The organism is Caballeronia eucalypticola (assembly GCF_047608185.1).
In the GTDB taxonomy this organism is placed as follows: domain Bacteria; phylum Pseudomonadota; class Gammaproteobacteria; order Burkholderiales; family Burkholderiaceae; genus Caballeronia.
Map to the genome: position 1 here is coordinate 61449 of NZ_JBLKRU010000009.1, position 20334 is coordinate 81782.

Sequence of the window (20334 nt, forward strand, 5' to 3'; positions counted from 1 at the left end):
AGAAACGAAATAATAGTTACATCGAAAGATACGATCATCACATTTAAACGACCTTCAACTGGCAAAAATGCCCGTAAATGTTATTGACTCGCCATTTGCGTGATGCGAAGATCACAACATTGTTTTGCGATCAAACATCAAAAAATCGCAGAAATCATAAAAGAATTTCGTCATGCAGACGAAGGAGACAAGCGAGATGAGTGAGCCGGTTGCGGCCGCATCATCGCCTCAGGTTCCGTTGATCCGTGTTGCGGGTGTTACCAAGCGGTTTGGCGGCGTGCAAGCGCTTCGCGGGGTCAACCTCGAAGTACTTCCCGGAGAAGTCCATGCGTTACTGGGCGAAAACGGAGCCGGGAAGTCAACGCTGATCAAGATCCTGAGCGGTGTCCATGCTTACGATGAAGGGTCCATCGAAATCGCTGGCGAGAGAGTCGCGTTCGAGTCCCCGGCGCAATCACGCGCGGCCGGTGTGGCCGTCGTCTACCAGGACCTGAGCCTGGTCGAGTCCTTGTCGGTCGGTGCAAACCTGATGCTGGGACGAGAGCCGCGCACGCGCCTGGGCTTCGTGAAAAAACGCGAGCTCATGACCATGGTCAACGACTTTCTGCGTACCCACGGCATCCCGCTCGACGCACGAACACCGGTGGGTTCCCTCCCCTTCGCCTATCGCCAGATGACGGAGATCTGCAAGGCGCTGATGGGCGACGTACGCGTACTGATCCTTGACGAACCCACTTCGGCGCTGACCGGCGGCGAGGAACAAATTCTCTTCGATGCTATTCGCACGGTGACCAGCCGCGGCGTGGGTGTCATCTATGTCACGCATCGGTTGAACGAGGTGTTTCGTATTTCCCAGCGTGTCACGGTGTTCCGTGACGGGTCGAATGTCGGGATGTTCCCAACGGCGGACACCGACATGAAACAACTGGTGGCGGCAATCATCGGCCCCGGCCACGCGGCCCTGCATGCGCGGGAAAGGACCGCTGCGGGCTCGGCAAGCGATCTGCCTATCCAAGAGAAGACGGATGCCGCCGAAGCCGTCCAGCCGGTTCTTACGTTGTCCAAAGTAGGCAACGACCGGATTCGCGACGTTGACCTCGTCGTCGGCAAGGGCGAAGTCCACGGACTCGCGGGATTGATCGGCAGCGGCCGTACCGAGATCCTTGAAACCATCTTCGGACTCAGGTCAGTCGATACCGGCAGCATTGTGATCGACGATCAGGCGATGTCACGAATAACGCCGGCTCTCGCCATCAAACTCGGCGTTGCGCTCGTGCCGGAGGACCGCCATGTGCAGGGGCTCGTCCTCGATCATTCCATCGAACGAAACCTGACTTTGCCGCGCTTGCCGCGCTTTTCCCGTTGGGGTTGGCTGCGGAGCCAGGCCGCCGTGCAACAGGCGCAAAGCTCGATGAAAAAGCTCGCCGTCAAAGCACCCGGAGCATCCACGTACGTCAAGTTCCTGTCTGGCGGCAATCAGCAGAAAGTGGTCTTTGCGAAGTGGGATAACCCGCGGCCCAAGCTGCTTTTACTCGATGAACCCACGGTCGGCGTCGACGTCGGTGCGCGCGAGGAAATATACGGCGTGATCCAGGACGCCGCTCGTGCCGGCACGGGTGTCCTCGTCGTGTCGTCGGATCTCGATGAGCTTCTGCGCCTGTGCGACCGGATCTCGATTGTCGTCGATGGCCGCATCGTCAATACCCTGGATCGTGCGCATCTCGGCAACGCCGAAGCGCTGCATCATTTGATTCAGCTTTCCCGTTCTTCCATCGAGCTCGCAACATGAACGACTCTGTCTCGACGCCCGCGACCGACGGGCAAGCCGCCCAACCGCAACGTAGCCGCAAGTGGCAATTGTTAAAGCTCCTTTTGCAGGGCGACCGGCCTTATGCGCTCTATTTCGCGTTTGCCATCCTGCTGGTGGTGTTCAGTTTCGCGTCGCCATGGTTTCTTTCCATCGATAACTTCCTGAACATCGGCCGCCAGACCGCGCTTGTTTCCATCATCGCAATCGGCATGACGTTCGTGATCATCGCGCGGCAAATCGACTTGTCCGTCGGGTCCGCACTGGCGCTGTCCGGCATGTCCGCTGCACTCGCGATGTCGCACATTGGCGACAACTGGATCATCGGCGCGATTGCGGGCATTGGGACCGGTGCAATCGTGGGCGCAATCAACGGGATCGTCGTCACGCGCCTGAACATTCCGTCGTTCCTCGTCACGCTGGGGACGCTTAGCGCGGCGCGCGGGCTAGCACTGCTGGTCACCACCACGCGGCCGGTCATCATCACCAACGACTCCTTTGTCTCGATCTTTGGCGAGGGCGATATCTTCGGCGTGCCGGTGCCGATCATCTGGACCTTGCTCGCGGTGATTGCCGGCATCTTGCTGCTTCACTACAGCGTCTTCGGCCGGCAGATCTATGCAGCCGGCGGCAACCCGACCGCAGCGCTTTATTCGGGGATCAACATCAGGCGCGTGACCACGCTTGCGTTCATTCTCACCGGTGCGCTTGCCGGGCTCGCGGCCCTCGTTCTCTCCGCGCGATCTCATGCGGCCCGGCCCGATGTCGTGCAAGGACTCGAACTCGATGTGATCGCCTCCGTGACGCTGGGCGGTTGCAGCCTGTTCGGCGGCAGGGGCTTTGTACTTGGCACGTTGCTGGGCAGCCTGATTATCGGAACACTCAACAACGGTCTTGTTTTGCTGGGCGTCAGTTCTTCGCTTCAGCTTGTCATTAAGGGGGCGATCATTGTCGCGGCGGTCGCCTTTACAAAGAAGTGACGGGGGGATGCCGATCACTCGCGATGCAGTGGGCAGGGGACGCAGTACATCAAAACCAACGGAGGAGAATCATGAAACATCGTCGTGGCTCAAGAATGGTTTTAGCCGGCATGATGGCAGCGGCAGGCGTTGCGGCCCTGTCCTCTTTCGATGCCAGCGCGCAATGCGTGACCGGATTACAGGTTGCATCGATAGGACCGTCAACAATTGTCGGGCAAGGACCGAATGGCGAAAAGGCGGCGTCGGTGGATACGGTGAAACTGAGCGATGCTGACGTGGCGAAGATCAAGGCCGGCAAGTTCAAGGTTGGCATTTCGATGCAGACCATGAATCTCGACTGGTCGCAACTGCAGGTGCAGGGCATTACCGACACGCTGAAGAAATACGGCGTGGAAGTCATTGGCACGGCGTCGGCCGAGTATCAGGTCGACAAGCAGATTGCGGATATCGAGAACACTATTCAGCGCCACCCTGACGGCATCATTTCCATTCCTGTCGATGGGACTGCGACCGCGGCAACCTACAAGAAGGTGTCGCAGGCCGGCATCAAGCTGGTGTTCATGGATAACGTCCCGACGGGCTTGAAGCATCCGGAACAATATTCGTCGATGATCTCAGCTGACAGCGAAGGCAATGGCCAGATCGCAGCCAAGGTTCTTGCGTCGTGCGTGCCCAAAGGATCGACCATTGGGCTGGTCAATTTCGGCGTGGATTACTTCAGTACGAAGGAGCGCACTAAAGCGGTCAACGACTGGATGAAGAAGAATCGGCCCGACCTCAAGATCAAGCAAGTGGACTTCACTGATCCGTCGAAAGTTGGGCAGATCGCGGGTGACTTCTTGACGGGCAACCCGGACGTCAAGGGATTGTTTGCTGTGTGGGATCAACCGGCGTTGGACACGCTGACATCGATGCGCGCTCAGGGGGTGAACATTCCGGTCACCACGGTCGATCTTGGTCTTGAATCCGCTATCGAGATTGCCAAGGGTGGACCGCTGAAGGCAACGGGTTCGCAGCGGCCTTATGACCAGGGCGTGGCTGAGGCAATGGCCATGATGAAGGCGCTCATTGGACAGACGCCACCGGCGTGGATTGGCGTGCAGTCATTGGCGGTTGTGCAGTCGAACGTGCTCGAATCGTATAAAACCGTCTTTAAGAAAGATCCTCCGGCGCAGTTGGCGGATGCTTGCACGAAGGCTAAGCCGGCTTGTGGTTGATCGGCGCTTTGCTTTGCTTTGCTTTGCTTTGGTGATTCTTAGGTGATGCTGGCGAAGCATTTGGATTGGATGCTTCGCCAGAGGTTTCGCTTGCAGCTGGTTCGTTCGCACTCGGGGGGGGGTTCTGAGGCTAACGGTCTGGTTCATTGCCGGGTTGCACGGGTTCTGCGTTAGCGGTCAGAGTCAGTGCCCAGTTGCTAGGTTCTGGTGTCAGCGGTCTGATTAATTGCCGGGTTGCTGCTTTCCATGTCTTCGCGCGTTATATGTTGGCTTATTTCTTTATCACTATTAGCCACTGTGCGTGGCGGCACGTCATTTCTTTGTCCAAAGCGACAAAGAAACGAAGCAAAGAAAACGCTTTCACCTCTCTAAAAATTAAGTGTCCACAGCGTGCGGTTTTCATTCATTGGTACCCGAAGAGCACGGTGCTCGCCAGAACGAAGGATGTTTGAACCCCTCCTTCTCGCGAATCCTGACAGTAAAACGCTTCGCCCCGTACGCTCTCGGGCAAGCACCCGTGCCCCACAGACCCGCACGGCCTCACGCGCTTTTATGGGTGTGGCTCTTCGCGGGTTAGCTGCCCGGGTTACGCCGTTAATTTCGGGCTTAGGCCTCACCAATCGGCTCCCTCATTTCTGAGGGGTTGGCAAAGTGGTTCGGTATGCGTACAAATTCGGTGGAAGGTTTTCCGCGGATAGCGCGGGGTGTCCCTTGGGCAGGTTCAGTCACTGGTGGCGAAGCGTGGGGTATCCGTGTTCGGAGAAAGAGGGGTTCACACATCCGTGGCTCTGGCGAGCACCGTGCTTTTCGGGTACCAATGAATGAAAACCGCACGCTGTGGACACTTAATTTTTAGAGAGGTGAAAGCGTTTTCTTTGCTTCGTTTCTTTGTCGCTTTGGACAAAGAAATGACGCGCCGCCACGCGCAGTGGCTAATAGTGATAAAGAAATAAGCCAACATAAAACCCGCGAAGGCCTAAGAAGCAGCAACCCGGCATTGACCCCGACCACTAACCCCTAACGCCCCCGCCCACCCCACCCATCCCCCGAGTGCGAACGAAACCCTAAAGCGCGCGTGAAAGCCGCGTCAGCGTATCAACAGGGTGCCAACCAGCCTTCTCCCAAAAAGCCTTGGCGACCTCGTTATCAACAACAACATCCAGATGCACCCATCCCAAGTGATGCTCCCGCAGTCTCTCGATACAAAAATCAATCATCGCCTTGGCAAGGCCCTGCCCGCGCAATGCGGGTACAACCACGACGTGCTGAAGAAACCCTCGGCGGCCATCATGGCTAGCAAGCGCGCAACCGACGAGCTCATCGCCACTAACCGCAACAACGCTCAAGCCCGGATTTCGCGCAAGCAAACGCTCAATCCCGTCGCGACTATCCGTAACCGGACGAATGTCGACACCCGGTGTGCTCTTCCACAATGCAACAACTGCGTCATAGTCAGCTAATACCATTTCTCGAATCCGTACGTCCATCATCCATCCTGTCAAGATCTGTTGTCTAACGTCAGGTCCTGCGGCTTACGCTTAGCCCCAGAAAATCCAGGCAATCACACCAATCACACCAATCACACCAATCGCCAAAACGCGGAATTTTGGCAGCGTTACCCTTCTGCTCGGGTAACTGCTTACCAACAACATTCTATCTATCTGCCTTACGGTTTTTCAACCGCCCTCAATGGAATAAACCGGCCCGTGCATGTGTTGTCAGTGCGTACGACCCACTCCTTGCATCGCTCCGCGGTTTTCCACTCATCCACGCCTCCAATGAAATTTAGCAACCTTTCCTCTCCCGCCTTCTTCGAGAACCCCTACCCCTTCTACGAGCAACTTCGCGCAGAAGGCGCGCTGGTTCCCCTCGCACCCAATGTCGTGATCACCGGCCACTATGCAGTGGTTGACGCGCTGCTGCGCGACCGCCGAGTCGGAAAGACATATATGCCAAGCGTCGTGGCGCGCTACGGCGAAAGCGGCCCCGAACAGCCCGTGTTCCAAGCGCTCAGCCGCATGTTCCTCATGATGAACCCGCCCGTGCAAACGCGCCTGCGCAGTCTGCTGATGACGGCTTTCAATGCCCGTCAGATCGACCTGCTTCGCGACGTAACGCAAGACACGGCAGATACCTTGATCGATACCTTCGCATCAGGCGCGGAATTCGACCTGGTCAGCGACTACGCATTGCCGCTACCAGTGAATGTCATCTGCCGGTTGCTCGATGTGCCCGCGGAAGATGGCGTCAAACTCGGCTCCGCGGCAAGCCACTTCGGCAACGCGCTGGAAGCAGCGCCCATGGACGCCGCACACCTTGCCGCATCGAATGAAGCAACCCAAACACTGGAGCGCTATTTCAAAGGCGTGGTCGAGGAGCGGCGCACTAAACCTGGCAACGACCTCGTGTCCGCGCTGCTTCGCGCAGAGGAAGCGGGCGAATCCCTGACCGATGACGAGATCATCTCGAACGTGCTGCTGCTGTTCGTGGCCGGGCATGAGACGACATCGAACATGCTGGGCAATGCGCTGGTTGCACTGCATCGCCACCCTGAGCAACTTGCACGGCTCAAAGGGGACGCGTCGTTGCTGCCCAGGGCAATCGGCGAGTGCTTGCGGTATGACAGCTCGGTGCAAATGATCGTGCGCACGGCATTTGAAGACATCGAGGCGGCTGACCATTCGATAGCGCGCGGCACGATGGTGTTCATGATGCTCGGTTCGGCGAATCGCGATCCGGCGCAGTTCGAAAAACCTGACGAACTGGATATCGGACGCCCGGCGCCAAACCGCATGCTTTCATTCGGCGCCGGCATTCATCATTGCCTGGGTGCGCGGCTCGCGACGCTCGAACTCGAAACGGGGCTAGGCAGGCTCATCTCGCGGCTACCCGATCTGCGCATCACCAATAGCGACGCGCTGCAGTGGCGGCAACGCAATACCCTGCGCGGGGTGGAATCGTTAAAAGCGCTGCGTTAGGAACCTGGAAAATCCCGATCCTCATGGAATGCGCCCTTTCCACGAGGATCAAGTGCGAGGCTCCATCGTCAGCTCGTCTGCTCTCGACAGAAACAGCTTCAGGACAGGAGAGGTATTTGACCTGCTATAGCCAATAACAAGGTCGACCGTCGGTGTCTCACCTTCAAGCGGGCGGCTGACGACCGACCAGGGCAGCAAGTTCTTCGCATACTCGGGCATCAGAGCAAGCCCACGCGTGGATGCTACGAGCGACATGGCCATCGCGAGATTATCGACGCCATGTTCAGGCGTAATGTTGACTCCGTTCCGTTGCAGATACTGCTCGATTACCGCGTGCAGCACTTTTGCCTTGTTTGAAGCCAAGATGAAAGTCTCGCCCACGAAGTCCTCCGGACGGATCGATTTTCGTTCGGTAAGCGAATGATCGCTGGGCATCAGCACAATCAGCTTTTCCCGGGTGACCACCCGATAGTCCAGATCGAACCCCGGTTCAGCGCGCAAGAACGCGAGATCGAGCTTGCCGCGCGCGAGCGCATCGGCGAGGTCGGGCGAATAGTGGCTCGATACCGTCACGTCAATGTTCGGCAGCTCATCGCGAAGCACCTGCATCGCGCGTGGTAGCCACGTCATTTCCTGACCCGTCAGGAAGCCAAGCGCGAAGACCTGTTTCCTGGGTTGCGCGGCGCGGCGAGTGGCCTCGATCGCGGCATCGACTTGGGTGAGCGCCAAGCGCGCATGGTCAAGAAACGCCTTGCCCGCCGCCGTTAGTTCAACACCGCGCGCGCTCCGGTTGAACAGTTCTGCACCAACCTCGTCTTCCAGATCGCGAATCTGCCGGCTCAGCGACGGTTGCGACGTATGCAGGCGGCGCTCAGCTGCAACGGTCAGGCTGCCGGTCTCCGCGACGGCCACGAAATACCTCAAATGTCGAAGCTCCATACGCTCCCCTCAATTTAGCCATGCTTTTCAGGCATGCCCGTCAGCCTACAAAGTCTTTTTACTTTCCGCAAGGCCCGGCTAGATTACGCATCAGGCAGCGACGAAACGGCAACAACGTGTTCATCGCAACGAATCGGAACTGATCTCGCTCCATGCCTTTCATCTATATCGGAGAATTGTCATGACCAGTCATACGCACCAAACCGCCCCGACGCAATTCGTAGATGCAAACGGTATCCGCTTCGCTTACCGGCGCTTCGGCAAGACGGGCGGCGTCCCGCTCGTATTAAACATCCACTTCACCGGCACGATGGACCACTGGGATCCCGCAGTCACCAACGGGCTCGCGCAGGGTCGCGAAGTGATCCTGTTTAACAACGCCGGGATCTCCAGCACGTCCGGTGAAGTACCGCAGTCGATTGAAGAAATGGCTGCCAACGCCGCGGTCTTTATCAAAGCACTCGGACTCACGCAAGTCGACGTGCTCGGCTTCTCGATGGGCGGCCTGATCGCACAGCAATTGGCGCTGGCCGAGTCGCAACTCGTACGCCGCCTGATCCTGGTTGGCACGGGTCCCCGCAGCGGCGAAGGCATGGCATCGCTCACGCCCGAAGCGCAGGAAATTTTCGGCGCGACTTACGAGGAGCCGGATCACTTGTGGCTTCGCGTGCACTTCTCGCCGTCCGATGCAAGCCAGGCAGCCGGCCGCAAGTTCTTGCAGCGCTTGGGTCAACGCACCGAAGGCCGGGACCCCGAAGCCAACGACAAGGTCGCACCGGCGCAACTCGCCGCGCTCGCCAAGTGGGGTGCGCCCCGCGAGAATCCTTTCGATTATCTGTCGGCGCTCGCGCAACCCACGCTCGTAATCAACGGGGACAACGACGTCATCATCTACTCGATCAACTCGTGGATCCTGCAGCAGAACATTCCGAACGCGCAGTTGATCATTTACCCGGACGCCAACCACGGCTCGCTGTACCAGTACCCCGAACGCTTCGTAACGCATGTGGCGCAGTTCCTGTCCGAAAGCGACGAACGCGCCTAAGGCAACTAAGGCAACGTTCATAGTCATCTAACTTGAAGGAGTCTGATCATGACCAACCTCACCGGAAAGACCGCGCTCGTCACGGGCGCTTCACGCGGCATCGGCCGGGCTAGTGCGCTTGCGCTGGCCAAGCAAGGCGCACAAGTGCTGGTTCACTACAGCAGCGGTGAAAAGGAAGCGGATGCGGTCGTCGCCGAAATTCGTGCGGCCGGCGGCAACGCTCAAAAGGTCGCCGCGAATCTGCGCGATGCAGACGGTCCACATACGCTTGCAAAACAGGTACGCGCGGTGGTGGGCCATCGACTGGACATCCTGGTGGCGAACGCCGGCGTTTCAAAAGCGGCGAGCATCGAGGAAACGACTGTCGAAGATTTCGACAACCTGTTTGCCGTGAATGTGCGCGCACCTTATTTCCTCGTGCAGCAATTACTGCCGGTGATGTGCAAAGGCAGCAGCGTCGTCCTGCTCTCGTCACTCGCGGCGCATGCCGCAGTGGGCACGCTCCCGGCCTATGCGGCAACCAAAGGCGCAGTCGATACGCTCGTCAAGCATTTCGCTTCAGCACTCGGCGCACGCGGTATTCGCGTCAATGCGGTAGCGCCCGGCGTGGTCGAAACAGACATGTCGAGCTTCACGAAGACTGACGCGGGACGCGAGGCAACGCTCACTATGCAAGCGCTAAAACGGGTCGCGCAACCGGACGATATTGGCGGCGCGGTCGCTTTTCTGGCATCGGATGCGGCGCGCTGGATTACCGGCGAAACGTTGCGTGTGGACGGCGGCTCGAAACTCTAACCCGAACGGATTCAACCTATTTCAAGTGTGCGTTAAAAAATACCAATTGATTAGGTATCCAGATTTAAACGAAACGACCAAGGATGATTGAAATGACACTCTCTACACCCGTACTGTACGAATCGAAAGGCTCGCCGAATGCACGCCGCGTGCGCATCTTTATCGCGGAGAAGGGAATCGATATCCCCATGCAACCGGTCGACCTGGGCGCCAAGGAACAGTTCTCCGACGCTTACCGCGCAATCAATCCGCGCAACCAGGTGCCGGCGCTCGCGTTGCCCAATGGCACCGTGATTGCGGAAGTGCTCGCCATCTGGCGTTATCTGGAGGAAGCGTACCGCCAATCTCCGTTGCTGGGGACAACGCCGGAATCAAAGGCGCTGGTCACCATGTGGGAACGCCGCGCAGAACTGGACGGCTTCGCGCCGGTCATGGAAGGCGTGCGAAACGCAGTTGCCGGACTGAAAGGCCGTGCGCTCTCCGGTCCACATGCCTATGAGCAGATTCCTGAACTGGTCGAGCGCAGCAAACAACGCGTGGCGAATTTTTTCTCCGACTTTAACGAGCGGCTCGAGACAGTCCGGTTCGTCGCCGGCGATGAATTCTCGGCGGCGGACATCACCACGCTGGTCACCGTCGACTTCGCCGCCAACGCGCTGAAGATGTCGATTCCAGCAGAACACACCGCATTTCGCCGATGGTACGACGAGGTCTCTGCCCGGCCGAACGCCCCGCATAAAACCCGGGCGCCGGTCCTTTGTGAGACCGCCGCCATCAGAAACTCATTGTGAATCACCTGTTAAAAGGAAAGATCATGGCTCACTTGTTCGTTCAGAAGAAAGTTGGCGCCTATACCCTCTCGCATCGCGTTGTCCTTGCGCCAATGACCCGCCTGCGCACCATCCAGCCCGGCGACATTCCCAGCCCGATGATGGCGGACTTCTATGGCCAGCGCGCGTCGAATGGCGGACTCGAAATCATCGAAGGCGTCAGCATCTCGGTCCTCGCCCGCTCGTACCTGGGCGCCGCCAGCTTCTATCACGACGGTCAGGTGGAAGGCTGGAAGGCCGTCGCCAATGCCGTTCACGCCAAGGGTGGACGCGTCTTCATGCAGCTCATCCACGGCGGCCGTCAAAGTCACGTCGAGATGACCGGTGGGCTTGACCCGGTCGCGCCTTCGGTCGTCCCGTTCGATGGCGTCGCGCTGACCAGGGACGGTTTCGTGCCGGCTTCGCCGCATCGGGCACTCGGCATTGAAGAGATCCCGGGCATTGTCGAAGAGTTTCGCATCGCGGCAAAACGCGCGCTGGATGCAGGTTTCGACGGCGTCGAGCTACACGGTGCGAACGGCTACCTGGTGGATCAGTTCATCCAGGACGGGACCAACAAGCGCACCGACGCTTACGGCGGCCCGGTCGAAAACCGCGTCCGCTTCCTGCGCGAAATCGTGGAAGCCCTCATCTCCGTGTGGGGCGCGGACCGGGTCGGCGTGCGCATCTCGCCCTCCGGCGAATGGGGCGGCATCTCCGACAGCAATCCCGAAGCGACCTTCAGCTACGTCGCGAAGGTCCTCGACGAATACAAGATTGCGTATCTGCATGTGATCGAACCGCGCATCAAAGGCGATGACACGCTACACGAAGGGCAAGCGCCAGTTGCAACGAAATATCTCCGCCCGTACTTCTCCGGTCCGATCATTGCGGCCGGCGGTTTCGACGGCGACAGTGCCGAAGCGATCGTGGCATCCGGCGATGCAGATCTGGTCGCGTTTGGCCGGCATTTCTCATCGAATCCGGATTTGCCGTATCGTCTGGAGCACAAGCTGCCGCTTACACCGTATGTGCGCGCCGCATTTTGGGGCGGCGACGAAAAGCATTACTCCGATTTTCCCGCTTATTCGGCTGCTCCTTTGGCCGCCGCAGAAGCCGCAGAAATCGGTTGAACTGAAAGGCGCTTCGGCGCCTTGCCTGAACCCAGCTTGAATCCACCTATTCTGGAGAGCCTCATGTCACGTACCATTAAATTTTCCAAAGCCGGCGGTCCCGAAGTCCTCGAATTCGTCGAGACGGAAGTCCCCGCTCCCGGTCCCACCGAAGTTCGTATCGCAGTGAAGGCGATAGGCATCAATCGCGCCGAAGCGATGTGGCGCGCGGACGCGTACATCGAACCGGTCAAGTTCCCGGCCGGCCTCGGATACGAAGCAGCGGGTATCGTCGACGCCGTCGGAAGTGAGGTCACCGGCTTCGCGCCGGGCGACAAGGTCAACACGATTCCGTCGTTCTCGATGAACCAGTACTACACATACGGCGAAGTCATCATCGCGCCGGAGCACGCGGTCGTTAAGCACCCGGAATCGCTTTCGTATGCCGAGGCTGCATCGGTCTGGATGATGTACGTGACGGCTTACGGCGCGCTTATCGAAGATGCAAAAGTGAGCAAGGGCGATTTTGTGATCATCCCGGCCGCGTCCAGCAGCGTCGGACTCGCAGCAATCCAGATCGCAAACTACGCCGGCGCGACGTCGGTCGCAACAACACGCACCGCCGACAAGAAGCAGCAGTTGCTCGACGCGGGCGCGGCGCACGTGATCGTCACGGAAGAGACCGACCTGGTCGAAGAAATCATGCGGATCACGGGTGGCCAGGGCGCGCGCGTCGTGTTCGATCCTGTCGGCGGTCCGAACTTCGCGAAGCTTATTTCGGCGCTTTCGTTCCAGGGCACTGCATACATCTATGGCGCGCTCAGCGCGGACGTGACAACGCTGCCCGTGCTGGACATGATCGCCAAGATGACCACCGTCAAGGCTCACAACATCTGGCTGACGAGCGGAGACGCAACGCGTCGAAAGGCTGCGGTGGAGTACGTGCTCAAGGGACTCGAGAGCGGCGCGCTCAAACCGGTGATCGATCGCACCTTCACGTTCGACGAAATGGTCGAGGTGCATCGTTATCTGGAAACCAACGGTCAGTTCGGCAAGATCGTCGTGACTGTATAAGCGAAAGCGCCGGCGCCTGATCCAGGGCGCCGGCATCCAATGCATGGCAGCAAGATACACCCGTGCACTGATCGATCAAGGGGCAAAGTAAATGTCTGACCATTCCGTTGTACTTATCACTGGCGCGTTGACCGGCATTGGCCGCGCTGCCGCGTTTGCATTCGCGCGCGAAAATGCGCGTGTCGTTGTGTCGGGGCGTCGCATTGAAGAAGGCCGGAAACTCGCTGCAGAACTGAATGCGTTCGGCGCAGAAGCTGAATTTATTCAGGCCGATGTCCGTTTTGAAGACGATGTCCGCAATCTCGTCGACGGCACCGTAGCCCGCTTCGGACGGCTCGACGTGGCGGTCAACGCCGCGGGCTCCGAAGGCGAGTCTGCGCCCGTGACCGAGCAGACGCCCGAGCGTTACGCCGCCGTCTTCGACACCAATGTGCTCGGCACGCTGCTGTCCATGAAACACGAACTACGCGTGATGATCGCGCAAGGCAGCGGCAGCATCGTCAACCTGTCGTCGACAATGGGTGCGCGTGGGGCGGCAGGCGCGTCCCTCTACGTGGCGAGCAAACACGCGGTCGAGGGTCTGACGAAATCTGCGGCGCTTGAGGCCGCCGCGTTCGGTGTACGGGTCAATGCGGTCGCCCCGGGTCCGGTGGAGACTGCGATGCTGAACAGGCTGCTCGCCGATACGGACCGCAAGGCGGCTTTCCTCGCGGCCGTCCCGCTCAAACGCGCCGGCACGCCTGAAGAAATCGCCGACGCTATTGTGTTCGTATCGTCTGGCAAATCGAGTTTCATGACCGGCGAAGTGCTCAGGGTCAATGGCGGACGGACCGCCTCGTAGCGCCGCTGTAATCACTCGATCAACCATCTATCAACCACCGCAACGGTGAACCATGTCGACTCCGCTTTTCGATGATCTCCCCGCGCCGCTCCAGAGCGTGCAAATCCGCCCTTTGTTCGTGATGCGGCTCGACGTCAAGCCGATTGTGATCGTCGGCGAAACACCAGGGGCGTTTCGCCGCGTGGGGATTGTGCCGTCCGGAACGTTCGCCGGCGAGCGGCTGTCAGGCAAGGTGCTGGACGGCGGTGCCGACTGGCAAACCGTGCGCCGCGACGCAAGCACGACGCTCGACGTGCGCCTGATCCTGCAAACCGACGACGGCGTGAACATTACGATGGCGTATCGCGGCGTACGCCACGGACCCGCTGATGTCATTGCGCGACTGGAAAAAGGCGAGGAAGTCGACCCGGCAAGCTACTACTTCCGGATCAACCCCATGTTCGAAGCACCAGCAGGAAAGTATGAGTGGCTGAACCGGATGATCGCCGTGGGTACGGGACACCGGTTCGCCTATGGACCGGTCTACAGCGTGTTTGAGGTGTTGTAAACGCTTGTACGCTCTTGTAAAGCGGCAGGCTCGAAAGACGCCGCCGCTCTACGAGACCAGCAATGCTAGCCGGCGTTCGGCCATAGCGTGCGGCCGAAAAAGGTCAGCGTCCGGTCCCACGCCAACTGCGACCAGACCGGATCGAACTGGGTCCTGGCAATACGACCCGGCCCGACCGCGGTCTCGTTGGCAAACGCATGATGCGCAAGGTAGCGATGGAACTCCACATCGACCTTGGCCTCGGTCAGCTTGCTCTCCAGTGCCTCGACCGTTTCAGCCGGAAAGAACTCATCCTGCGTCGCCCAATGACCGAGCACGGGCGCGGTGATCTTCGATGCATCGATATATTCAAGCGGCGGGAAGCCGTACCACACCACGCCTGCAGATATGCCGGGGACATGGCTCAGCGCCAGCAGTGTCAGCGCGCCGCCCATGCAATAGCCGGTCACGCCGACCCGCTCCGAGCGTGTCTTGAGGTACTGCACGGCGCCGGCGACGTCCTGACCGGCGGCGTCGGCAAAATCGAGCGCGCCTAGCAGGTGATTTGCCTCTGCTTCCTCGACGGTGGTCTTCCCTCGAAAGAGATCGGGGACCAGCACCAGATAACCGGATTGTGCGAAGCGGTCTGCCACGCCACGAATCTGGTCGTTCAAGCCCCACCATTCCTGAATCACGACGATGGCGGGCGCACCTTCCAGTTTCTGCGGTGTCGCCAAATATCCCTGGACGTCTTTCCCGTCAGGGCGTTTGTAAGTGATCGTGGATCCTGGTGACTGTTTCATGACATGGTCCTCGGTTGAGCGGAACCGGTAGCATAGCGCCAGCGGCGCGTGCGTGCTTGTCGGCCCACCGGATCAGCATTTTTATATACATAGGATTCCTTCTTTCTACGCTGGCATCCCCGCTGGAGCTGACTAGAATCGAAAGGTCGATCGAGCCTTTATTTCATCCGTGCCTTGATGAAATCGATGAACAGGCGGGTCCTTGCCGGCAAGAGCCGCGTATCGGTAATCGCATAGACCGGGACAGGCGTAAGGCTCCAGTCAGGCAATATCCTCCGCAAGCGGCCCGACGCCACCTCGTCACGGGCGAGTTCCGAATCGAGCACGGCAATACCCACCCCCGAGACCGCCAGTGCACGGCTCAGCCCGACGCTGTTCATCCGAAAGCGCGATGCGATCATCACATCGACCCCCTCTTCTCCGCGATGGAAAGTCCTTGAGGCTGCCTCCTGGCTCGTATCTCCTTGTCCGATGCACAACACGTGCTTCGTCAGGTCGCTGGGATGAGCGAGCGGCGCAGCGGCCTTGAGATAGCCGGGCGATGCATAGAGATAACGCGGCAACAGAGCGATCTGCCGAGCGACGAGCGTTGATGGAGTCGTGGGCGGCGGTCCAATGCGAACGGCGAGATCGAACGAATCGCTCTGCAGGTCCACGCGCCGCGGCGTTACGTCGAATTCAAAACTGATCAGCGGATAAGCGTTGGCGAAGTCGCGCAGGATTGGCGTGAGATGACCGGTCGCGAGATCGACTGGCATCGATACCCGCAGCGTGCCGCTGGGCCGCTCCACCACATCGAGCAAGGATTCATGCGCAATCCGCGCTTCGTCGACAATGCTCTGGCACCGCTTGAAATACACCTCGCCCGCAGCGGTGAGTTCAACCTTGCGCGTCGAGCGATGCAGCAGTTGCAGGCCGATCGTCTTCTCCAACTCCGAGATATGGCGCGACAAGGTTGAGTTGGGCATGCCGAGCGCTTCGGCCGCGCCCCTGAAGCTTTTGGTCCGCGCGACTTCCACGAACAAACGCATACAGCTCAACAGTTCCACGACGATTGCTCCACTGGTGGATCACTGTTTTCAATTATAGCTATTTATCCCTTATGTGGATCAATGCACCATGTCTACACACCTCCTCAACCAAGGAACCGACATGGACCCGCTCTTCAGCAACACTCGTATTGGCCGCCATACGTTGCGCAACCGCATCGTCATGGCGCCGATGACCCGCTCACGCGCCGACGACATCACGGGCGTGCCCTCACCCTTGACGGTGGAGTACTACGGCCAGCGCGCCGGATCCGGCCTGATCATCACGGAAGGCACCTTTCCTGCGCCGATGGGCAAAGGCTACGTGCGCACGCCGGGCATCCATTCCGAAGCGCAAATTGACGCCTGGAAGCATGTCACCGACGCAGTGCACGCCAAGGGCGGCCTTATATTCCTGCAACTCATGCACACGGGTCGCATCTCTCATCCGAGCCTCTTGCCGAACGGCGCAACGCCGGTTGCGCCTTCGGCGGTCAGGGCCGCCGGCACGGTATTCACCGCAACGGGACCGCAGGAGTTTGTGCAACCGCGCGCCCTTGAAACCGATGAGATCGCGGAAATCGTTCGGTCATATCGGCTTGCGACGCGCAACGCGTTGGCGGCCGGTTTCGATGGCGTTGAACTGCATGCAGCCTCGGGATATCTGCCCGAGCAGTTCTTGTCATCGGGGACAAATCAGCGGACCGATCTTTACGGCGGCTCGCTTGCGAATCGCGCCCGATTCATCCTGGAAGTACTGAGCGCGATGTCTCAGGAAGCGGGCAGCGACCGCGTGGGTATCAAGATCGCGCCTGAAATGGGCTTCAACGATGTGACCGATGAAAACCCGAAGGATACCTATCGATATCTCGTCGAGCAACTCGCGCCGCTCAAGCTGGCGTATCTGCATGTGGTGAAGACCGGCAGTGAATTCGATTACCGCACGTTCCTTCAACCGTTGTTCAACGGGCCGTATCTGGCAGGCGGCGGATTGACCAACGAGACAGCGCAAGCTCTAATCGAACAGGGCCACGCCGACGCAACCGTATTCGGCAGTCTGTATCTCGCCAATCCGGATTTGCCGCAGCGCTTTCTTGGCCGCGCGCCCCTCAACACCCCTGATCGCGACACGTTTTATTCGCCCGGCGCGAAGGGGTATATCGACTATCCCGCGCTGGGAGAAAGCGCAATGAATCGCGCCCTCCGACTCCACGCGTATGGCGAGCCCGACGCCCTGAAGATCGATAGCATCGCGATGCCGTCCGCCGCGTCAGGCCAGGTCGTCGTCCATGTCAGGGCTGCGGGAATCAACAGTCTCGACTGGAAGATTCGCGATGGCTTCTTGCAGAATGATTTCCCGCTGCCCCTCCCTGCCACGCTCGGCGTTGAACTCGCTGGCGAGGTGGTTGAAGTCGGCGCCGATGTGAGCGGGTTCGCTGTCGGCAATCGCGTCATGGGTCCCGTGGCCGGTCTTGGCGCCTATGCGGATTTTGTGGCCATCGCTTCGAACACGCTGGTCAGGGCACCCGCCAGCATGAGCGACGAACGTGCCGCGGCCATTCCGGTTGGCGCGTTGACCGCGTGGCAAGCTCTGTTCGAAGCGGGAGAACTGAAACGCGGCCAGACCGTATTGATTCATGGTGCGGCCGGTGGCGTGGGAAGCTTCGCCGTTCAGTTCGCGCGGCGTGCAGGGGCGCGAGTCGTCACGACCGCCCAGGGCATCAACGCGGGATATCTGCGCGGGCTCGGTGCGGATGAGGTCATCGATTACCGGACTTCCTCTTTCTGGGAGCTGATAAAGGACATCGATCTGGTGCTTGATCTCGTGGGTGGTGAAGCGCTTGCCAACTCGTGGCAGGTGCTCGCGGACGCGGGAAGAATCGTCAGCACGGCCGCACCGGATATCGCAGCGCAGACTCCGTCGGGCAAGCGCGGTATCTGGTTCCAGATGCGGCCCGATGCAGCGCTGCTTGCGGAAATTGTGGAGATGGCCGATCAGGGCGCGGTGAAGGTGGAAGTGTCGGAAGTCGCCAGGTTGAGCGACGCGACCGCTGCGATCGAGCGTAACAAGACAGGACATGGTCCGGGTAAAGCGGTGATCGTGTTCTGAAAATGACTTCGCCGCGGGAAACCGCGGCGAAGTTGTCGTTCATGCTCAAAGTGACCGGCAAGACCATGCCAGATCATTGAGCCCCGAATTCACGTAGCCGGTTCCAGTTTTCATCGGCACGGCCTTCCGGGCTTCCCTCCTGTTGCCAGAGCGCATACGCACGCTCGCGCAAGTGCTGATGCGACGCCTGCTGCCAATAGTCGTCGGACCGGCCCTCAGGGCAACCATCCTGTTCCCACAGACGATAAGCACGCTTGCGGATGTCCTGCTCCAGCGCTTGTTTCGTTTCCGAACGGCCGTCAATGTCGTCGCCATAAGACGCGAGTTGACCACCTCGCGCCACATGAACCCGCGCACTGAGGCTCGGCAGTTCGGCATCGGGCACCAGTCGCCCGTGGGCGGCCGCCTCCAGCGCCTTTGCTATATATGCCAAATCGTCGGCGTGGTCCTCGTTCGGCCCAAGCGTGACCGGGTAGGTATGAATGACCGTTCCACTGCCGTCCAACACATCAATCAAGCGCTGCGCCATTGCCGTGCTCCCCAAGGGTGTTTGCCGATTCATCGCTTTGAAAGAGCAAGACTACCCGGGCATAAATACCGCGTAGCTCTAGCTCAGTGCTGCTCGCCAATCACATCGGCTTCATCCCTCGATGGCCCGATGTTCGCGCGCCTCACACACAGATGACTGCGCAAGGATCGATCCACGGGAACGAAGTTCAGCATCAACCACTCGGCGACCCCGGCTGAACATGCTTCACTTGTCCGAGTTCGCCAACCGGGTTCGGTCCCCGCTTACTTGGCAGCCACCGCCAGCACTGGAGCATCGGCCGGCAGAGCCCAATTACTGCGGCGCACGTGATGGATGATCAGCGGCACGCCGCCAAACACCACAATGCCAAGCGTCACCAATCCGATGTACATGGCGGGCGATCCCACCGGCAATTGATCGGGCGGAAAAAACGACACCACGAAGCTGAACACTACGCCTGCCAGGCCGACGCCCGCGAATATCCACATACCCACGATCCCACCGGGTACCGTGAACGGACGCTTGAGATCGGGCGCGGAATAGCGCAGTTTTATGGCTGCTGCATACATGAGCATGTAAGCGATCAAATACAGCGCAATCGTCATTGCCGAGATCAAAAAGAACGCGACTGATACATCCTTGATGACGAAGTAGAAGCAAGACATCAAGGTAACAATCACGCCTTGCACCAGCAGGATATGCGTAGGCATTCCCTTTTTGTTCTTGGCCTGCAGCACCGGCGGCAGCTCACCCTCATGCGCTGTTTCAAGCAAACCGCGAGAAGGGCTGCCAAGCCACGCCAACACGCCGCTTATCGCACCCACGCCTACCAGCAACGAGAGCACCGACACCAGCCACTGCATATGCCAGATGTCCGTTATGACTGCGGCGAAGGTATCGAATACGCCCGACTGCAGGGAGATTTTTTCGTACGGAAGAATGCCTGCGATCGGCAGCGCGCCAAGTGCAAAAATCAGGAGCGATATAACGGCGCCCAAAGCGATTGCGGCTGGGTAACCCCGGCTCGGGCTGCGCATGTCCATCACGTGCACGGCTTGCGCCTCCACGCCGGCGAACAGCAGCACAATGCCTGCCAGAAACGCGATGGTGCCAAAGCCATGGATCGCGGGCCAATAACGCGCATGACCCGCTTCCGACAGCGCCGGGTCTTTAATATGCTGCCAGCCGAGTGCGTGCCCGGTATAGATCCAGTACGCCAGCAATGCGAGCAACACGAATCCGGGAACGATCGTGCCGATAATAAAGGTCCAATTGGCGATCCGCGCAAACACTTCGACGCCTTGCAGCACCACCCATGTAGCAAGCCAATAGGCAACGATACAAAACACGCCGACATATACGCCGTTGGTCGCGAGCTCCGGACGCCCGATCGTATAAGCGATAGCCGCCGCGCCGAACGTCAGCGCAACCGGATACCACACCACGTTCTGGATCCATTGCAGCCAGATCGCGAGGAAGCCCCATCGGTTGCCGAATGCCTGACCCACCCACGTATATATTCCGCCGCGCCGGTCGGCGAAAGCACCGCCCAGTTCAGCGGAGATCAGTGACGCCGGGATCAGGTAGAAGATCACGGTGAACGCGAGGTAGACGAACATCGTCATCTCTTCTTTCGCGAGCAGCGGCAAGCCGCGCAAGCTGGTCACCACAGCGGCCGCTGTCATCAAGCCGATTGAAGTGGCACTCAGGTAAGTGCCTTTCTTTGCTGTCGCAGTCATGC

At 59.3% G+C, this 20334-nt stretch carries 18 protein-coding genes; 12 read left to right on the plus strand and 6 right to left on the minus strand.

What is annotated here, in order from left to right; all coding sequences use genetic code 11:
- Window positions 1-196: 196 nt before the first annotated feature.
- The 3 genes from ACMX25_RS12975 to ACMX25_RS12985 all read left to right on the plus strand — a co-directional run bounded on the left by ACMX25_RS12975 (window position 197) and on the right by ACMX25_RS12985 (window position 4004).
- Window positions 197-1789: a sugar ABC transporter ATP-binding protein gene (locus ACMX25_RS12975; protein ID WP_414950347.1), complete on the plus strand. Its 1593-nt coding sequence runs from the start codon at window positions 197-199 to the stop codon at window positions 1787-1789.
- Window positions 1786-2787 (plus strand): ABC transporter permease, encoded by a 1002-nt coding sequence (locus ACMX25_RS12980; protein WP_414950348.1) that lies wholly within the window; start codon window positions 1786-1788, stop codon window positions 2785-2787. Before ACMX25_RS12975 ends, ACMX25_RS12980 begins: the two co-directional genes overlap by 4 nt.
- Before the next feature lie 71 nt (window positions 2788-2858).
- Window positions 2859-4004: a substrate-binding domain-containing protein gene (locus tag ACMX25_RS12985; RefSeq protein ID WP_414950349.1), complete on the plus strand. Its 1146-nt coding sequence runs from the start codon at window positions 2859-2861 to the stop codon at window positions 4002-4004.
- Window positions 4005-5068: 1064 nt separating this feature from the next.
- Here ACMX25_RS12985 and ACMX25_RS12990 read toward each other — a convergent pair.
- Window positions 5069-5470 (minus strand): GNAT family N-acetyltransferase, encoded by a 402-nt coding sequence (locus ACMX25_RS12990; protein WP_414950350.1) that lies wholly within the window; start codon window positions 5468-5470, stop codon window positions 5069-5071.
- 312 nt (window positions 5471-5782) lie between these two features.
- Here ACMX25_RS12990 and ACMX25_RS12995 point away from each other — a divergent pair, with 312 nt between their 5' ends.
- Entirely contained in the window at window positions 5783-6982 is a 1200-nt protein-coding gene (locus ACMX25_RS12995; RefSeq protein ID WP_414950351.1) for a cytochrome P450, read from the plus strand.
- A 48-nt stretch (window positions 6983-7030) separates the two neighbouring features.
- On the opposite strand, the gene ACMX25_RS13000 is transcribed toward ACMX25_RS12995, so the two are convergent.
- On the minus strand, window positions 7031-7921 hold the full coding sequence (locus ACMX25_RS13000; protein WP_414950352.1) for a LysR substrate-binding domain-containing protein: 891 nt from the start codon (window positions 7919-7921) through the stop codon (window positions 7031-7033).
- Between the two features lie 181 nt (window positions 7922-8102).
- On the opposite strand from ACMX25_RS13000, the gene ACMX25_RS13005 reads away from it, so the two are divergent.
- The 7 genes from ACMX25_RS13005 (at window position 8103) to ACMX25_RS13035 (ending at window position 14144) form a co-directional block, all read left to right on the plus strand.
- Window positions 8103-8966 carry an alpha/beta fold hydrolase gene (locus tag ACMX25_RS13005; protein ID WP_414950353.1) on the plus strand — a complete coding sequence of 288 codons (864 nt, stop codon included), beginning with the start codon at window positions 8103-8105 and terminating at the stop codon, window positions 8964-8966.
- Window positions 8967-9014: 48 nt separating this feature from the next.
- Entirely contained in the window at window positions 9015-9761 is a 747-nt protein-coding gene (locus tag ACMX25_RS13010) for an SDR family NAD(P)-dependent oxidoreductase (protein ID WP_414950354.1), read from the plus strand.
- A 92-nt stretch (window positions 9762-9853) separates the two neighbouring features.
- A complete protein-coding gene (locus tag ACMX25_RS13015; protein ID WP_414950355.1) occupies window positions 9854-10552 on the plus strand; it encodes a glutathione S-transferase in 699 nt (232 codons plus the stop codon).
- A 23-nt stretch (window positions 10553-10575) separates the two neighbouring features.
- A complete protein-coding gene (locus ACMX25_RS13020; protein ID WP_414950356.1) occupies window positions 10576-11703 on the plus strand; it encodes an alkene reductase in 1128 nt (375 codons plus the stop codon).
- Window positions 11704-11766: 63 nt separating this feature from the next.
- Window positions 11767-12756, plus strand: a complete 990-nt coding sequence (locus ACMX25_RS13025) for a zinc-dependent alcohol dehydrogenase family protein (protein WP_414950357.1) — start codon at window positions 11767-11769, stop codon at window positions 12754-12756.
- A gap of 91 nt (window positions 12757-12847) precedes the next feature.
- Window positions 12848-13597: an SDR family NAD(P)-dependent oxidoreductase gene (locus ACMX25_RS13030; RefSeq protein WP_414950358.1), complete on the plus strand. Its 750-nt coding sequence runs from the start codon at window positions 12848-12850 to the stop codon at window positions 13595-13597.
- A 52-nt stretch (window positions 13598-13649) separates the two neighbouring features.
- The gene (locus ACMX25_RS13035; protein ID WP_414950359.1) at window positions 13650-14144 is read left to right on the plus strand and encodes a DUF3237 domain-containing protein; all 495 of its coding nucleotides are present in this window, start codon (window positions 13650-13652) and stop codon (window positions 14142-14144) included.
- 65 nt (window positions 14145-14209) lie between these two features.
- On the opposite strand, the gene ACMX25_RS13040 is transcribed toward ACMX25_RS13035, so the two are convergent.
- A complete protein-coding gene (locus tag ACMX25_RS13040) occupies window positions 14210-14926 on the minus strand; it encodes a dienelactone hydrolase family protein (protein WP_414950360.1) in 717 nt (238 codons plus the stop codon).
- Window positions 14927-15084: 158 nt separating this feature from the next.
- Window positions 15085-15975 carry a LysR family transcriptional regulator gene (locus ACMX25_RS13045; protein WP_414950361.1) on the minus strand — a complete coding sequence of 297 codons (891 nt, stop codon included), beginning with the start codon at window positions 15973-15975 and terminating at the stop codon, window positions 15085-15087.
- A gap of 70 nt (window positions 15976-16045) precedes the next feature.
- On the opposite strand from ACMX25_RS13045, the gene ACMX25_RS13050 reads away from it, so the two are divergent.
- A complete protein-coding gene (locus ACMX25_RS13050) occupies window positions 16046-18064 on the plus strand; it encodes an oxidoreductase (protein WP_414950362.1) in 2019 nt (672 codons plus the stop codon).
- A 73-nt stretch (window positions 18065-18137) separates the two neighbouring features.
- Here ACMX25_RS13050 and ACMX25_RS13055 read toward each other — a convergent pair whose 3' ends face one another.
- Both ACMX25_RS13055 and ACMX25_RS13060 read right to left on the minus strand, forming a co-directional pair.
- The gene (locus ACMX25_RS13055) at window positions 18138-18593 is read right to left on the minus strand and encodes a DUF2934 domain-containing protein (RefSeq protein WP_414950363.1); all 456 of its coding nucleotides are present in this window, start codon (window positions 18591-18593) and stop codon (window positions 18138-18140) included.
- A 263-nt stretch (window positions 18594-18856) separates the two neighbouring features.
- Window positions 18857-20332, minus strand: coding sequence for an amino acid permease (locus ACMX25_RS13060; RefSeq protein WP_414950364.1), 1476 nt, complete (start codon window positions 20330-20332; stop codon window positions 18857-18859).
- Window positions 20333-20334 lie beyond the last annotated feature (2 nt).

Excerpts from the sequence above, each read along its gene's own strand:
- ACMX25_RS13055 (WP_414950363.1), bottom strand. The coding sequence starts at position 18,593 with ATGGCGCAGCGCTTGATTGATGTGTTGGACGGCAGTGGAACGGTCATT.
- ACMX25_RS13060 (WP_414950364.1), bottom strand. The coding sequence starts at position 20,332 with ATGACTGCGACAGCAAAGAAAGGCACTTACCTGAGTGCCACTTCAATC.
- ACMX25_RS13025 (WP_414950357.1), top strand. The coding sequence starts at position 11,767 with ATGTCACGTACCATTAAATTTTCCAAAGCCGGCGGTCCCGAAGTCCTC.
- ACMX25_RS13035 (WP_414950359.1), top strand. The coding sequence starts at position 13,650 with ATGTCGACTCCGCTTTTCGATGATCTCCCCGCGCCGCTCCAGAGCGTG.
- ACMX25_RS13040 (WP_414950360.1), bottom strand. The coding sequence starts at position 14,926 with ATGAAACAGTCACCAGGATCCACGATCACTTACAAACGCCCTGACGGG.
- ACMX25_RS12985 (WP_414950349.1), top strand. The coding sequence starts at position 2,859 with ATGAAACATCGTCGTGGCTCAAGAATGGTTTTAGCCGGCATGATGGCA.
- ACMX25_RS13050 (WP_414950362.1), top strand. The coding sequence starts at position 16,046 with ATGTCTACACACCTCCTCAACCAAGGAACCGACATGGACCCGCTCTTC.
- ACMX25_RS13005 (WP_414950353.1), top strand. The coding sequence starts at position 8,103 with ATGACCAGTCATACGCACCAAACCGCCCCGACGCAATTCGTAGATGCA.
- ACMX25_RS13020 (WP_414950356.1), top strand. The coding sequence starts at position 10,576 with ATGGCTCACTTGTTCGTTCAGAAGAAAGTTGGCGCCTATACCCTCTCG.
- ACMX25_RS12975 (WP_414950347.1), top strand. The coding sequence starts at position 197 with ATGAGTGAGCCGGTTGCGGCCGCATCATCGCCTCAGGTTCCGTTGATC.
- ACMX25_RS13000 (WP_414950352.1), bottom strand. The coding sequence starts at position 7,921 with ATGGAGCTTCGACATTTGAGGTATTTCGTGGCCGTCGCGGAGACCGGC.
- ACMX25_RS12995 (WP_414950351.1), top strand. The coding sequence starts at position 5,783 with ATGAAATTTAGCAACCTTTCCTCTCCCGCCTTCTTCGAGAACCCCTAC.
- ACMX25_RS13010 (WP_414950354.1), top strand. The coding sequence starts at position 9,015 with ATGACCAACCTCACCGGAAAGACCGCGCTCGTCACGGGCGCTTCACGC.
- ACMX25_RS13015 (WP_414950355.1), top strand. The coding sequence starts at position 9,854 with ATGACACTCTCTACACCCGTACTGTACGAATCGAAAGGCTCGCCGAAT.
- ACMX25_RS13030 (WP_414950358.1), top strand. The coding sequence starts at position 12,848 with ATGTCTGACCATTCCGTTGTACTTATCACTGGCGCGTTGACCGGCATT.
- ACMX25_RS12980 (WP_414950348.1), top strand. The coding sequence starts at position 1,786 with ATGAACGACTCTGTCTCGACGCCCGCGACCGACGGGCAAGCCGCCCAA.
- ACMX25_RS12990 (WP_414950350.1), bottom strand. The coding sequence starts at position 5,470 with ATGGTATTAGCTGACTATGACGCAGTTGTTGCATTGTGGAAGAGCACA.